The organism is Verrucomicrobiia bacterium (genome assembly GCA_035574275.1).
Taxonomy (GTDB): Bacteria; Zixibacteria; MSB-5A5; order DSPP01; family DSPP01; genus DSPP01.
The window spans coordinates 49,448-63,651 of sequence record DATLYY010000022.1; the positions used below are offsets into that span (position 1 = coordinate 49,448).

A 14,204-nucleotide genomic window follows, 5' to 3' on the forward strand; every position below is an offset into this window, starting at 1 on the left:
GGAGTGCAAGCGAGCCGTTTTTTCCGGGCCAGCCGGTGGCTTTTCGGCACCGGCTGGTTTTTGCTCATTTTGTCCCCTGTGTGGGGGGCCCACTGGCCCGTAAAGAAAGTCAAACTCGAAAAGCGGGAACCGATTGCCGAACCCGGATTCAAAAGTGCGGTTTCAGCCAAAAACCTGCTCAAGCTTTCGCGGCCGAATCCTGGCGCGCTGCCTTATGCCAGACCTACCACGGCGGCGGCGGTCGAAACCTTAAAAATTCTGGCGTTGCGTGTGGAATTTCAACAGGAGATACCGGACGATCCAACCACCACCGGTTTGGGGGCGTTTGACCGGCGGACCCAACTGGAGTTCCTGACACAGGAAGGACACCTGGTTGACCCGGCCCCGCACGACAAGAAATATTTTGAAAGCCACATTCAGGCGCTGGACCGGTTTTATCAGGCCGTATCCAACGGAAAACTGAAGATAACGGGAGAAGTTTGGCCGCCGGCGGATGATTCGGCCTACCAGTTACCCGTGCCGCACGCCTATTACGGAAGCGGCGGGCCGTATGCCGATTCAGCCATAGTTATCCAAATTTCCCGTTTTTTCAAGGATGCCGTGCGCTTGGCGGATTCGATTTCCCCTCAGATTGATTTTTCCGCTTACCAGTCGTTGGTCATTTTCCACGCCGGCAGCAGCCGGCAGGATGATATTTTTGGCAATACGCCGAACGATTTTTTCACCGGGTTTTTGCGGCTGGGGGATTCCTTGCTTGTGGATAACGGCGGCACCGTCATCACGGAGGGGATGATTATGCCGGAGTCCCCGTCGCAGGACAACCGCGTGGTCGGGCTGAATGCGACGTTTGCCCACGAATTCGGGCACCAACTCGGGTTGGTGGACTTGTACAACACAGAAACCATCCTTACCCAGGTGGGGGATTTTTCGCTGATGGACAACAACGGGCAGGATGTGGCCGTGGAGCTTGATTTCCGGGACGACGGAGGGCGGATTGTTCTGGCCTCGGGGCTTCTGCCGGTTTATCCGGATGCTTGGTCGCGGGCGTTTTTGGGGTTTTTGGACACCTTGGCGGTCACCCGCGGACCGCTTAATCTCTCACTTTTGGCCGGGGAGTTGCCGCGAAGCGGCACCGAGGCGGTCAAAATTCCAATTTCCGAACAGGAATATTTTTTGGTTGAAAACCGGGCGGTGGATTTCGACTCCTTTTCTGGATCGGCGTTGAAGGTGGATCCGATTACCGGCGTAGTTTTGGGGCCGGCCCGGCCGGATGCGGACAGCTCGGTTTTCACCGCGGAGTATGACATTCTTTTGCCCGGCTCCGGAATCCTCATCTGGCATGTGGATGAGGCCGTTGCGCTGGAGGCGGGTTGCGCCGACGATTTGGGAAATTTGTACAGCCGGTTTGTCTGCAATACCGTCAATAACAACCCGGCGAGACGGTTTTTGGAATTGAAGGAAGCGGATGGCTTTGTCGATTTTGGCGGCAACTATTACACGGGCGCTTTTGGCTTTGCGGAGGATATGTATTGGGCGCCCAATAATACGTCCTTTACGCCCACATCCAATCCTTCCACGCGGAGTAAATTCGGGGGGCAGACGGGGATTTCTGTCACGGGCATCGGCCCGGCGGATACAGTGATGAGCCTCTCGGTATCCGCCGATTATCTTCTGCCAGGCTGGCCGCAATATGCCGCCCCCTTTTCACCCAAAGAACCGCCAGTTTTGGGGGATTTGAATGGGGATGGGTCGGAAGAGGTTTTGGCCATCTCCGGGCCGTTTCTTTTGGCTTGGAATCAGGATGGCTCAAAATTCATCCCCAACGAATTTGAAAGAAAGCGGCTGGCCTTTAACGGCGATACCATTTCTTTCCCATTTGCCGTGATCGGAGTGGACACCAACGCCGCCACCAATCCCAATGCGGCTTTTTCTTTTGGACCAGTGGGTGTGGATATCGACAACGATGGAACCACGGAGATTTTTGTTGGTTCTACCACCGGTGCCGTTTGGGGTTTTGCCTCGACCGATTCCGATAACGACAGCTTGGCGGATATTCTTCCGGGGTTTCCTCGATATTTACGAAACGGGAGCGTAACCTGTCTTCTCGCCGGACAGATCGACACCTTTACGAACCCGATTATCTTCGTCGGAACATCCTCTGGAAAGGGATTTCTGGTTTCAAACACCGGCATTCCACGGGACTCCGCCCAATTTAAGGGATCGGTTATCGGGGCGGCTTTGGATTCTTCTGGAAATCTTTTTGTCACCACCGATCGGAATGATTCGGTTTTTGTCCATAAAGGAATTGGTTCAGTAGCGGGTTGGCCAAAAGGATTTGCCGTCGACAGCGTTTCCGCACCGGCACTGACACAAGGGGACAGCGGGCTTTTAATAGCGTTTACGACTGGCGCAGGAGAACTATATCTTTTGGATGGGAACGGCAATACGGCATCCGGATTTCCCGTCAATTTGGGGACTACCGAATTACCCCAGCCGGTTTGGAGTCACAGCGCCACAACCGGGCAGCCGGTGATTGTACTTGCTTTTGACAATCAAATTGTCGCCTATCAGACCAATGGGTTTCTGGTTTCCGATTTCCCCAAAAGTGTGGACCGGCAAAGGCCAATCAGTGGGAATGTTCCGCTTCTGACGAACCTGTCTTTACGCGAGAACGGGCTGGATATGCTCTGCGGTTTGCCTTGGGGAAATCTGTACTTTCCGGGTACTTTGGAGCGAGAGGCGGCTTTCGTTCTCGGAACGGGGGCCGGTATGGATGCTTTGCCCGCCGTGACAAAAAATGGCAAAATCTTTGCGCGTGATGTCAGCGGTTTCGTCTATGGATATAACGTACCCGGTTTCGGCTTTGATTCGCTGGCTTGGAGGCAGGCGAGGCACAATTTTTCGGGTTCGAATTTTATGCCGAATGTTTTGCTTTCTGGCCCAGGAGGCGGAGCATTGGTGGCGGGTAAATCTTTTTACAACTATCCCAACCCGGTTTTGGGCGGGATGACGGCATTACGTTACCGGCTTAACTCGCCGGGCACGGCGACTTTGAGCGTGTACGACATGGCCGGCAACCGGATTAAGGAGCCCCAAAGTGTCCCGGCGGAAGCGGGGAACGACAACGAAGTACAGTTGGACTGCTCCGGTTTTGCGGCGGGAGTATATCTCTGCCGGCTGGAAGTCAACGCCGCCGGGAAAAACGAGGTGGTGTTTTGCAAGGTGGCGGTGGTAAAATAGGTCTTCTTAAAATGAAATGGAAAGGGATGAATGAGTAGAACAGGTTTCCGAGTTTCAACGGGATTGGCAGCAGGTCTCTTTTTATTGCTGCCCGGGGTGCTTTTGGCAAAAACTCCGAGTGCGAGCGTGGAACAGCTTTACCGACAGCAGGTGCTGTATGGGCGCTATGCATTCTTACCGCTCGCCTTGGATTCTGCGCAGGAGCTTTTGCCGGGAACGGAAGAGAAAGGACCCAAGCAGCGTTCCGTGGCGAAGGCGGCCGTGCTTTCACTTTTGGTTCCCGGGGCCGGACAGTTTTACGTTGGTGAAAAGGTGCGCGCCATCCCTTTCTTTTTAGTAGATGTGGCCGGTTGGGCTACCTATTTCGGATTTCGTAGTCAGGGAAACAAGCGGGAGAATGAGTATCGGGTGTTTGCCGACCAGCATTGGAATCCAAGCAGTTATTTTGTATTCCTGGATACGGCATTGGGTATTTCGTCTCGCTCCGATTTTGATCCCACTGGCAGGGCCTATGATAGCAGGATGTACAACATTCCCGAGTCGGAAGCCTTTTTAAGGGTAGATTCCGGCTTTATTTTCAGCCACCACATACCCACCCGGAATGGAGAGGATACCTCAAACTTTGTTAGAAACCTTGAATATTACGAAAGCTTGGGGAAGTACGACCAGTTTTTTGCCGGATGGGATGATTTGGCCAACCGGCGCAGCTACCTTGGTATGCGGGCGGATGCCAACAGTTCGTTTTCCAATTCAAAAATAGGGCTGGTGGTTTCGCTGGCAGACCGTCTGGTGGCCGCCGTGGATGCGGCCCTTGGCGCCCGGCGGTTTAACCGTAAACTCGACAAGGACCGGGAAATCGAGTTGAGTTTGCGGCTTGTCCGCTACAACGGAGAGCGGATGCCGAAACTTTCCGCCATCTACCGATTCTAATATGAAAAAAGTTTTGATTCCTGCTTTTGCGGTTTTAACTCTGGCCATCAGCGCGCAGGCGGATAAAACAGGAGGGCCGATTTTTTTCTCCGAGCCGGTTCTGTTGAAAGGATTGGCGGAATACAAATCCGTGTCGTTAGACAGCAGTTTTCAGCCGGATGATGAAATCCAAACGCCGCTGGATATTCAAGATAAGGGAAAAGTTTCGACACTGAAGGCGGCCGGGCTTTCGGTTCTCTTGCCCGGAAGCGGGCACTGGTATCTGGGAAGCCGGAACCGGGCCAAAGTTTTTTTCGGCATCGAGGCGGCGGGGTGGACAAGTTTTGCGGGGTTTTTGTGGTACTCCAACCAGCGGGAGGGGGATTATCAGAACTACGCCGTCGTTCATGCTGGGGCGGATCCCGCCGGGAAGGATGAGCAATTCTGGCGCAGTCTGACCTTCTATGAAAACCGGGACGAGTACAACAAAATCGGCCGGGTCACCAACCTGGCCAATCCATTTTACCCGGAGATCGCCTTTTATAACTGGCAATGGGATTCGCCGGAATCGATGCGGGCCTACCGGGAGATGCGCAATTCCAGCAAAACGGCCCACCGCCGGGCGATTTTCACGCTGGCGCTTTTGGGCGTGGAACGGCTGGTGGCTGCCGCCGACGCTTACCGTATTGCAAAAAGAATTAACTCAAAAGCATCTTCCGGCGAATTGGAAGTGTTCTTTGAGCCGTCCGCTTCGGGCGGACGCCTCGTTTTATCCCGCAGTTTTTAATATGAAGCGGCTGTCTCCTCTCGCAAAAGGGGGAGTGGCGGGGGTCTTTTTTGTTTTCTTCTCGGGCACTGCCTCTTTCTGCCAAATCGATTCGTCATACGCTCTGTACCGGCTGGAGAAAACAGGAAATATTCGGTTCGATTTTAATGCAATTTTTCAAGGGGCGGAAACAATGTCCGCGGAGGACTTGGAGTTCCGGGTCGGTCAAAACGGAAATTTTTATTTCCTCTTTCACGAAAAAGGGAAAATTTGCCGTTTTGACAGTGCCGGCAAGCTTATCCGTTCCGTTTTAACTGCCGGCCCTTTAACACACCGCCACGTTGCTTTTACCCTGACTCCGGAAGGGGACGTTCTTTTGCTTGACGGTCGGGGACGGTCGCTTTATCGCTACGACGTGTCCCTGGATTTGGTGGGCAAATATTCCCTTGCAGGCAAGGATGAGCTGGAGCCTTTTTTCGGTCTGACAGCAACCTCTTGGGGGGATTTATTTGTAGCCGCGGGACTGCAATCGAAGATATGGAAGCTCGAGCCGGAAGGTCAGAGTTTTACCACCAAGCCGGTCTTTCTGCCCGAAAGTTTTCGTTATTCCTTCCCGTTTGAAGTGGAAGGGGGGAAGCTGGCGGCCACCGATCCATTGGGAGCTTTAATGATGATGGACCGGTATGGAAATCTTTTAAGGTCATTTAGCTTTCGCAAAGGGCTTCGCGCGGCGCCCCTTGGCGAAAACTTCCTTGCCACCTTCTGGCCTTACACGGAAGTCATGGTTTTGAATACCGTCGGGGTCGTACTTTCAAACTGGAAGGCCGCCGAACTGGATTCGGTGTTCAAAAACGTTATGGATTTCCAGGTTGTGCAAAGCAAAGTGTATTTTCTTTTGCCTTCCTCCAATACGATTCTTGTTTTTCAGCTCAAACAGCCCAAGTCCAAGTCTTCCACGGAAGAAGGAAATAGAGGATTGGAATAACACATGCGCATCTGGGACATTCCGCCCAAGAAACTGTGTCGGCAGCATCTTTTGGGCGAACATCGCGAGTTGCATGCGCTCTGGACAATTCTGACCAAGGGGAAAGAGGGATATGCCCGCCACCCGGAAACCCTGCGCTGGCGGGGAAAGACAAAGGCGCTTTATCGGCGGCATGAAATGCTGGTTGGGGAGTTTGAACGCAGGGGTTATCGGCATAGCACGCCGTTGTCCAAAAAGCTTGCCTTGGGCCGAACCAGACAGAATGAATTTGTAAACACTATGGTCGAGCAGCGAAGACTTCTTAAAGGGAAGAAGTGCGATTGTGATGTTTAAAACTGTATCAAGGTCAATCCCGAGGGGAATCCTTTTTTCCCTTGCCGTACAGCTTGTCTCGATGTATTTGATTGCTGTCAACGTTTTTGCTCAGTTGTTTAATGACGGCTCCGCGCCAGTGGATGTATACCCTGGATTTCAATGGCTGACTCCAAAGACCACAGATTATTTTTTTGACTATGAATCCGGCTATATTGCAAGCGGAGGAGGAATTTTCCTGAGTGGTGGATCAGGCAATACTCGAATCCTCTCATTTAATTTGTTGCCCCGCTATCAATTACGGCCATTACTGGAGGCCGGCCGCAGCGCTTCCAGCGCTGCTTTACATCCCCAGCCAGTTTTACCGGCAAAGAACAAGCGGACCGGTTTTCAAAAAGAGGAGCTGCTTATTTCCGGGCAGAAATCGTTCGGGTTGACCTATTCCCCAGCGGGGGAGGCGGAATTTATGCAGAGCTTATCGTTGGCTTTGAAGGGGAAGCTTTCCGAACGGGTTGGCTTTTCGGCCAATTTGTCGGATCGGAATCTGCCTTCCGGTTCGGGGAGTTTTTCCAAAAAGCTGGAGCAATTCGACCAGATTGGATTCGGCTTCAACTTTCCTAAGGGAAATCTAAGCTTGGGTGATGTCTTTTTCAAAAAAAATGCCGGAAGTTTTATGAATTTTGAGCGGAAAATTTCCGGATTGGGGGCGGCCGTTCATACGCCCAAGGAAAGCCTGGCGGTGGCTTTCGGCTCCGGGCCAGGTGAGTTTCGCACCGTGCTTTTAGCCGGGCAGGAAGGGAAGCAGGGGCCTTATTATTTTGCCTCCGGCCGCAGCTTCATCGTGCCGGGAGGAGAAAAGGTTTATCTCGATGGGGTGCAGCTTGCTTCCGGGCGAGGAGCAGATTATGAAGTCGATTACGAGCGGGGTTCAATAACCTTTACCCCCCGTCGCTCCATCAGCAGTTTTTCCCGCATCCGGGTGGAATATGAATTTCAGAGCGGGCCGTATGCCAAAAATATCACGGCGGCGCAATCCGCCACCCGGCTTGCAGGGGAAAACCTCAAGCTCCGGGTAGGGTATCTTACCGCCAAGGACAAGATGGACTCTCCCTTGTTGAGCGGACTTTCTCCGGAAGAGAAGGAACGGCTTGCATCGGCGGGCGGCGACTCGACCGCCGCCGTGCGGGACGGAGCGGTCTTTGTCGGTACCGGAAAAGGGGATTACACCCCCTTCTTGGATTCGACCGGCAGCCGTCAGTTTCGATATGTCGGCGCCGGCGCGGGGGACTATACGGTCGGCTTTTCCTTGGCGCGCGGCAGGCCGGGGGATTACCGCTATCTCGGCGGCGGGATTTATGAATACGCCGGCAAGGGTCAGGGCGCCTACCTGCCGGTTTTGTACCTGCCGATGCCGAGTTCCGAAAGGGGAGCCAGTATCGGGTTGGAATTCGGGCCGAAGAATTTTTCGGGATTTGCGGAAGCGGCGTTTACACAGGCCAACCACAACATTTTTTCCAACCGAGCGGACGTAAAAACTACTGGCGGAAGCTACATCGGCGGGCTGCGCTGGCAGAGCTCGGAAAACCCGTCTGTGAGGTTGGAAGCGGGATTGAAGCGGCGGGAAGCGGATTTCCAATACCTCGGCAAAAGGGAGGAAAACGAATTGTCTTATCGCTGGAATTTGCAGCCCGGGGAGGAAAATCAGAGCCAGACTCAGGGGAATGTCTCGCTATTCGCCCGTTGGGGTTGGGGAGAAAGCCGGCTGAATGTGGGAGGTCTTTTTATGGCCGATAACAGGCGGAACGGGTTGGGAGAATCGGAACTGACGCTATACCCGCTCGTCTGGTTGACCGTCTACAGCCGGACGGAGGCGGGGAGGTCGAGTTACCGTGCCGAGCATTACCGGACAAGGAATTCCCTCATCGGGCGCTGGGGAGGGCTGGCCTTCACCTCCGGATTGGAACGGGAGCGAGGCACACCGCTTTTGGGGCGGAATCTCGAGATTCGGGAGCGTTGGAGCCAGCGACTGGAATACAAAAGCTATTTTTTGGAAAACTCCTTCGGGCATCGAGAAGGAGCCGGGAATTCAGCCGCGGGCACTTTGGCGTGGGGAGTTCTTTCGAGATTCAGTGAAATTCGAATCGGCAGTTCTCCAATGCGATTGGGGGAAAAGCTTAATGCAGAAGGGATTTTGGGCTGGCGGCGGGCAAAGGAGGGGGGCAGGGATTTGGGGCGGGCCTATCTATTTTTGAAAACCAACTACTTCGAGGGAGGAAAACGTTTCACCTTTTTCCACGAGTTTTCCCCCGTGGAGACTCCTTCGGAAGTTTATTCCTACGTTGACGTCGGAAGGGGGAATGGGAATTTTCGTTACGAGAATGGACAATACGTTGCCGACCCCTACGGAAACTACGCGCTGGTCTCCGAACCGGCTGGGGACACCTTGGCCGTTTACCGCTTCCGCCAAAGCTGGGAAGCGGCTTGGGAGCCGTATCGCAGTTTTGGTTCAACTTCCGGATTTTGGGCGCACGTATCCTACCGGGCGAATCTCACTTTTGACGGCGATTTTGTCCGGCCAAAAGAATGGACGGCCGCCCTTCCAGTTTTCGGGCTGAACGAAACCCGGCGGCATGAGCTGGAATTCAGGCAGACCGTTTCCTATCTGCCGGAATCCCGTAAGTCCCGTTGGGAGCTCATCTGGCAGGAGAAAAACAGCCGGAGGAATTACGTTACCACGGCCGCATCGTCCGGCAGTCTTTATGCCGGCACCGCCCGGAGCGAGCGGAGATTCGGTTTCGGTTCAAGTTTTTACGGCCAAAAACTGACGCATAATTGCACCGTCGAGTATCTGCAGAAGAACTCCGCCGCCGGTTTTTGGACCCCCTTTGACATTCGGGGGTGGGGAATAAGAAATGAATGGTTGTATTCCTTCAACCGAAAGGTCACGTTTTCCTTGGGGGGGCGTTACTATCGGGACCAAGAACGGACATCCGGCGAGCCCTCCATTTTGATCGCAGCAATTCCAAAGCTGCTTTTCTCCTTTCCGGCAAAAGGTCGGGCCGAGGCCGGCCTGGAAGCCACACGGGTCTTCGGCCAACCCGTCACCTTCGAACAGGCGGACGGCAATCTGAAAGGACTGAATCTTGATTACAGTTTAAGCCTGGAATACCGTCTGGGGCCGAAACTTTCAGCTTCCGTTTCATTCGCAGGGGCTCAGAGACCCCGGTTAGGGAACAATCGACAGGCGAGCACCCATTTGAGCTATCTTTTCTGATGAGAGCAAAAGCGATAATCCTTGTCCCGTTTTTGGTTTGCGTTCTGGCCGCTGTTTTGTTCGCCGACCAGCCCGCACCGACTTCTGCGGATACCACCTACCTTCTTGAAGAAATCTGGGCGACTCCGGAGGATTCCATTTTCGATTCGTGGAAAAAATTTTCCCCTGGGAAATGGCGGGGAAAACCGGTGCAAAAGGAAACGCTGGAGCTGCTCATATCCGACCTTCTGCACGTCTATTCCCAGAACGGTTTCCCCTTTGCCGAAATTTCACCCCGCGTGGAGGAGGCGGGCGGGGGGAAAGCGCGGCTCCAATTGGCCATTGTCACCGGCCCGGCGGTTTATGTTTCCCGCCTGCAATGCGCCGCGTTTTCGGCCGGAGAGCAGAAACAATTGGCGCGTATGCTGGCGTTCTATCCCGGTTACTTTGACGAGCAGGAAGTGGAGGGCTTAAAAAACCGGGCCCAGCAATTTCCCGAACTGAACTGGAACGGGGAACCGAAGTTGGTGGAAGCGCCGGACTTTTCCTCCACCCGGCTGGACCTTCCGCTTTTCCGCCGGGCCAAAAACCGGGTGGAAGGAGGAGTGGGTTATTTGCCTTCTGGTTTGGACAACGGGGCCTTCGGAGAACTTTCCGTTCAACTGGTCACGCTTGGAAAAATCGGCCGGGAGGCGGATTTCCGCTGGAGCCGTCCCAATTCCCGCAGCCGTTTTTTGACGATTGGTTATCAGGATTTCTTTTTGGCCCCGGCCCCCTTTTATGTTTTCGGGAATTTAGGTCAGGAGGAAAGAGAGGAACAATTTTTCCGCTTTTCCGTCCGGACCGGTTTTTCCGCCTTCCTTTCGGGGAAATGGAAGGGTGGATTGAGTATTGAGTACGACCGTATGACCCCTCGAGAGGGAACCCTGCCAGATGCCGGCGACAGCACGGCAGCCCGGCAGTACGGGTTGGGCATGGAGGTACGGAAGGGAGAAGGGCGTCTAACAGAAGAGGCGTATTTCTCCTTGAGGTTTGGGGTTCAATACAAAAGGGTTTTTTATGGGAATGAAGTAAAAACGGGGGCGACAAAGCGGGCTGGTTTTGAAGGGTCAAGAATTTTTCGCATCGGTCGGAACTGGCGGCTGTTTTTAAAAGGGAGGGGAGAAGCCGGCTTCGTTCCGCTGTTACTTTTTACCCGATCGGATTTATTCTACCTCGGCGGATATGGAAGTGTGCGGGGGTATCCCGATGAAAGCTTTTCGGCCACCCGCTACTTTTTGGGAAGAGCAGAGCCCCGGTTCTTCCTTGGAGTCCGGAATTATCTATTTGGCCTTTTTGATTTTGCCCATCTATCCATCGGCAAAAACTATTCCGGACTTTCCGTTGCCGACCCGTTCAAGCCGGGCATCGGCTTGGGAATTTCGGCCGGGGATGACCGGCTGATTCTGGCTTTTGGCTGGGGAGAAAAAGCCAAAATCAAGGACGGAATTGTTTACCTGCGGTTGGCGGGGGAATTGTAGCTACTTCTTTTCGGCGTGGTCGAAAACGGGAATGGAGGCCTTTTCCAAAAGCTGCTGGCAGGCGGTCTGGTGGCGGCGGTAAATTTCCTGCGGGCGGGCGGCAAGCTTCAATTTTGCCTCCAGCGTATCCTTGACCTTGTACAGATTTTCCAAGGTCGGCATGTGGTAATCGCCCCCCACCTCGCGGAAGGTCGCTTTGGCAAGGGCTTCCGTCATCCGGTCCAACTCGCAGGATTTCTGGTCGTGCTTGACGGTTATTTTTCCACTGTCCAGAATCGTCCGATTGGTAAGACAAAAACTTTCCACCAAACCGTCGCGCGCCTCAAATACAGTAAGGTTTGTTTTGCGCAACCGCGCGTTCAGGCTTTTTTGCTTCAAGTCGTCCATCTCCAATAACTTATTCGTCTAGTTTGGGAAATTACTTTAGTCATTTTGGATGTTTTTTTTAAACTTTCGCATTTGGGCGGTTGCCCAACAGCAACCTTTTTTCTATTATCTGCGTAACAAAGGACGGATGGAAAAGTTCATGCCGCATACTTCGAGACGAATATTCTTCGGGTGGGTTGTCTTTTTAATTCTGGTTTTTCTGCACCCTTTGATTATGGAGTCCCTTGACCATAGCCACCGGGATCACTGTTCCTTTTGTCTTCATTTTTCCGGAAGCGGTTTCGTTCTTCCAGTTTTTTTGTTTCTCCCGTTTCTGGTTGTTCTTGGATACACACTTGTCATACCCGCGCGCAAATTAGCTTCCCGATTCTTTTTAGTTTCCTCCGGCCGGGCCCCGCCGACCATTTCCTAATCTTTCCGTTTTTTTCACCCTTAGTATTGTGCATGCCCCGGTCAGTTTGGCCGGGGAATGGGTTTGTTTTTGAAGGAAAAACGGAGTTATCGGGAAAGGAGTCAAAAATGTTCTTACGAAAATTCTGGTTTTGGGCGCTTGTCATTCTTTTTACGGCAGGCGGGGCCTCAAACGTTTTTTCGGCCCAGCTTTCCGGGCAGGTTTTGGATGAAAATCAAGCCGCCCTGGCAGACGTGCGGGTAGCCGTTCCGGCTTTGCACCGGATCGCTTTCACCGATTCAACCGGGCGGTTTCTTTTTAACCAAGTTCCCGCCGGCGTCTTTACGGTTGAACTTTCGCGTCTTGGATATAAGACCGAAACCCGGCAGGTCAATCTGGCGAAAGGGGACACCATTCTTTCGATTCAACTGGATATAAGCCCTCTGGAGTTGCCTCCACTTACGGTTACGGCCACCCCTCAACCTACCGATGTTTTAAGTTCCCCTTTGTCTGTCTCCGTGGTGAGCGGCAGGGAGCTGGAGCGGAGCCGTGGTGAAACTGTTATGCAGACGATCGAAAACAGTCCGGGAGTCGCGACCTTTTCCACCGGCGCCGGAATCGCCAAGCCGGTCATTCGCGGGTTGACCTCGCAGCGGGTCTTGGTGGTATCGGACGGTGTGCGGCAGGAAGGGCAGCAGTGGGGGGACGAGCATGGCCCGGAAATCGATGCGTTGGACGTGGAGAAAATCGAGGTAGTGCGCGGCCCCAACAGCGTTTTGTACGGTTCGGATGCGCTGGGGGGGGTGGTCAATATCATCAAGCCGGAAGTGCCCTGCGCCGACGAAGGCGCCCCCCCGCTGGCCGGCGAGGTGCTCCTGAACGGCTTTTCCAACAATCGGCAAGAGGCATGCGCCCTGGCCCTTTACGGGGCCAGCGGAGTTTTGGGGTATCGGGGGAATTTCAGCCTCCGGGACGGGCGGGATATTTCCACCCCGACAGGGAAGCTCTTCAACAGCGGGGAGCGGGAAATAAACGGGAGCGGGGCTTTGGGAACGGAGGGGGATTGGGGCAGCTTGGCCGTCGATTATTCGCATTTTGGCCAGGAGCTGGAAATTCACGAGGACCCGGCCGAAGATCCGACGGCTACTCCCTTTCAGCGAATTCGTCATGACAAGGTGCATCTGCACAGCAATTTCCCAATGGAAAAAGTGCGCCTTGAGATAAACGGCGGCTGGCAGCGCAATCACCGCACGGAGTTCGAAGATGAATCCGCTGCCGATACCGGTTTGAATCTGGTGCTGAATACGATCAATCTTGAAATCCGCGCCCATCACCAACCCTTGGGGAAGGTTTTCGGCACGGTCGGTTTTTCATTGATGAATCAGGATAACAACCTATCGAACGAGCCCTTGATTCCTGAATTTACCAGCTTGAATCTGGCCGGATTTGTCTATGAGGAGGCGCGCTTCAAGGACGTAACCATCTCGGCGGGTGTGCGCGTGGATACCCGAAGCATGGACGTGGACTCCAACCCGGATTTGGGGGTTTTGAAGCAAAGCCGCGATTACGACGCGGTCACCGGAACCGCTGGAGCGGTATGGCATATGGCCGAACCGCTTGCTTTTGCCGCCAGTATCGGCCGCGGTTGGCGCTCCCCCACCGCTTTCGAGCTTTTTGCCAACGGGGTGCATGAAGGGACGGTGCGTTTTGAAGTGGGGGACAGCACCATCGAGCCGGAAGAGTCGTTCAACGTCGATTTCTCCCTGCGTTACGCCACGGCCCGGCTGCAGGCGGAGGCGACCGTGTTCCGCAACCGCATCACCGGCTTTATCTTTCCCAGCCCTACGGGAGTGATTCACCCGGTGGAGAGTCTTGAGATTTTTCAATACCGGCAGTCCGACGCCACCTTTCTGGGGGCCGAGCTCTTGCTCAAAGGACAGGTCACCGACTGGCTGGTACTTTCTGCGGGCGCCGATTTTGTGCGCGGCACCAACGACCGCACTGACGACCCACTGCCGTTCATCCCGGCTCACCGTCTGAAGCTGGGAGCTCGTTTCATCCAGCCCTCTTGGAGAGGGCTTTCCAACCTTTACATCTCGCTCGGTTCAAAAGTGGTCGCCAAACAAGAACGAGTGGAACCGAACGAGACGCCGTCGAAAGGATATGCCCTGTTCGACGCCGGTGCCGGGGCAGAAATTCCGCTCGGTTCGCGGCGGGCACATTTGGATTTGGCGGTTGAAAACCTCTTGGACAAGGCCTACCGCGATCATTTGAGCCGGTATAAAAATTACGCCTTGAATCCGGGCTGGAATTTTTCATTGAAACTTTCTGTTCCGTTCACGCTGGTCCCATAGGCGATGACTTAAACAACGGGAGTGCCCGGCCGTGCGCTTGTCGCCATTACCCCCCTCCTCGGGAGCGGCGGCCGGGCGCTTCCCTGA

At 54.1% G+C, this 14,204-nt stretch carries 9 protein-coding genes; 8 read left to right on the forward strand and 1 reads right to left on the reverse strand.

Going from position 1 to position 14,204, the window contains the following annotated elements; translation table 11 throughout:
• Positions 1-3 precede the first annotated feature (3 nt).
• From VNL73_03890 to VNL73_03920, 7 genes are all read left to right on the forward strand, one after another.
• Entirely contained in the window at positions 4-3,240 is a 3,237-nt protein-coding gene (locus tag VNL73_03890) for a T9SS type A sorting domain-containing protein (GenBank protein ID HXF48555.1), read from the forward strand.
• Between the two features lie 102 nt (positions 3,241-3,342).
• The gene (locus VNL73_03895; protein HXF48556.1) at positions 3,343-4,170 is read left to right on the forward strand and encodes a hypothetical protein; all 828 of its coding nucleotides are present in this window, start codon (positions 3,343-3,345) and stop codon (positions 4,168-4,170) included.
• Between the two features lies 1 nt (position 4,171).
• Positions 4,172-4,936 carry a hypothetical protein gene (locus VNL73_03900; protein HXF48557.1) on the forward strand — a complete coding sequence of 255 codons (765 nt, stop codon included), beginning with the start codon at positions 4,172-4,174 and terminating at the stop codon, positions 4,934-4,936.
• A gap of 172 nt (positions 4,937-5,108) precedes the next feature.
• On the forward strand, positions 5,109-5,900 hold the full coding sequence (locus VNL73_03905) for a hypothetical protein (GenBank protein HXF48558.1): 792 nt from the start codon (positions 5,109-5,111) through the stop codon (positions 5,898-5,900).
• Positions 5,901-5,903: 3 nt separating this feature from the next.
• Positions 5,904-6,233, forward strand: a complete 330-nt coding sequence (locus VNL73_03910; GenBank protein ID HXF48559.1) for a pyrimidine dimer DNA glycosylase/endonuclease V — start codon at positions 5,904-5,906, stop codon at positions 6,231-6,233.
• A 445-nt stretch (positions 6,234-6,678) separates the two neighbouring features.
• The gene (locus tag VNL73_03915; GenBank protein ID HXF48560.1) at positions 6,679-9,486 is read left to right on the forward strand and encodes a hypothetical protein; all 2,808 of its coding nucleotides are present in this window, start codon (positions 6,679-6,681) and stop codon (positions 9,484-9,486) included.
• A complete protein-coding gene (locus tag VNL73_03920; protein HXF48561.1) occupies positions 9,486-10,985 on the forward strand; it encodes a hypothetical protein in 1,500 nt (499 codons plus the stop codon). Before VNL73_03915 ends, VNL73_03920 begins: the two co-directional genes overlap by 1 nt.
• Here VNL73_03920 and VNL73_03925 read toward each other — a convergent pair whose 3' ends face one another.
• A complete protein-coding gene (locus tag VNL73_03925) occupies positions 10,986-11,363 on the reverse strand; it encodes a hypothetical protein (GenBank protein HXF48562.1) in 378 nt (125 codons plus the stop codon). It lies immediately after the preceding gene.
• Between the two features lie 528 nt (positions 11,364-11,891).
• Between VNL73_03925 and VNL73_03930 the strand changes: the two genes are divergently transcribed.
• A complete protein-coding gene (locus tag VNL73_03930; GenBank protein ID HXF48563.1) occupies positions 11,892-14,117 on the forward strand; it encodes a TonB-dependent receptor in 2,226 nt (741 codons plus the stop codon).
• Positions 14,118-14,204 lie beyond the last annotated feature (87 nt).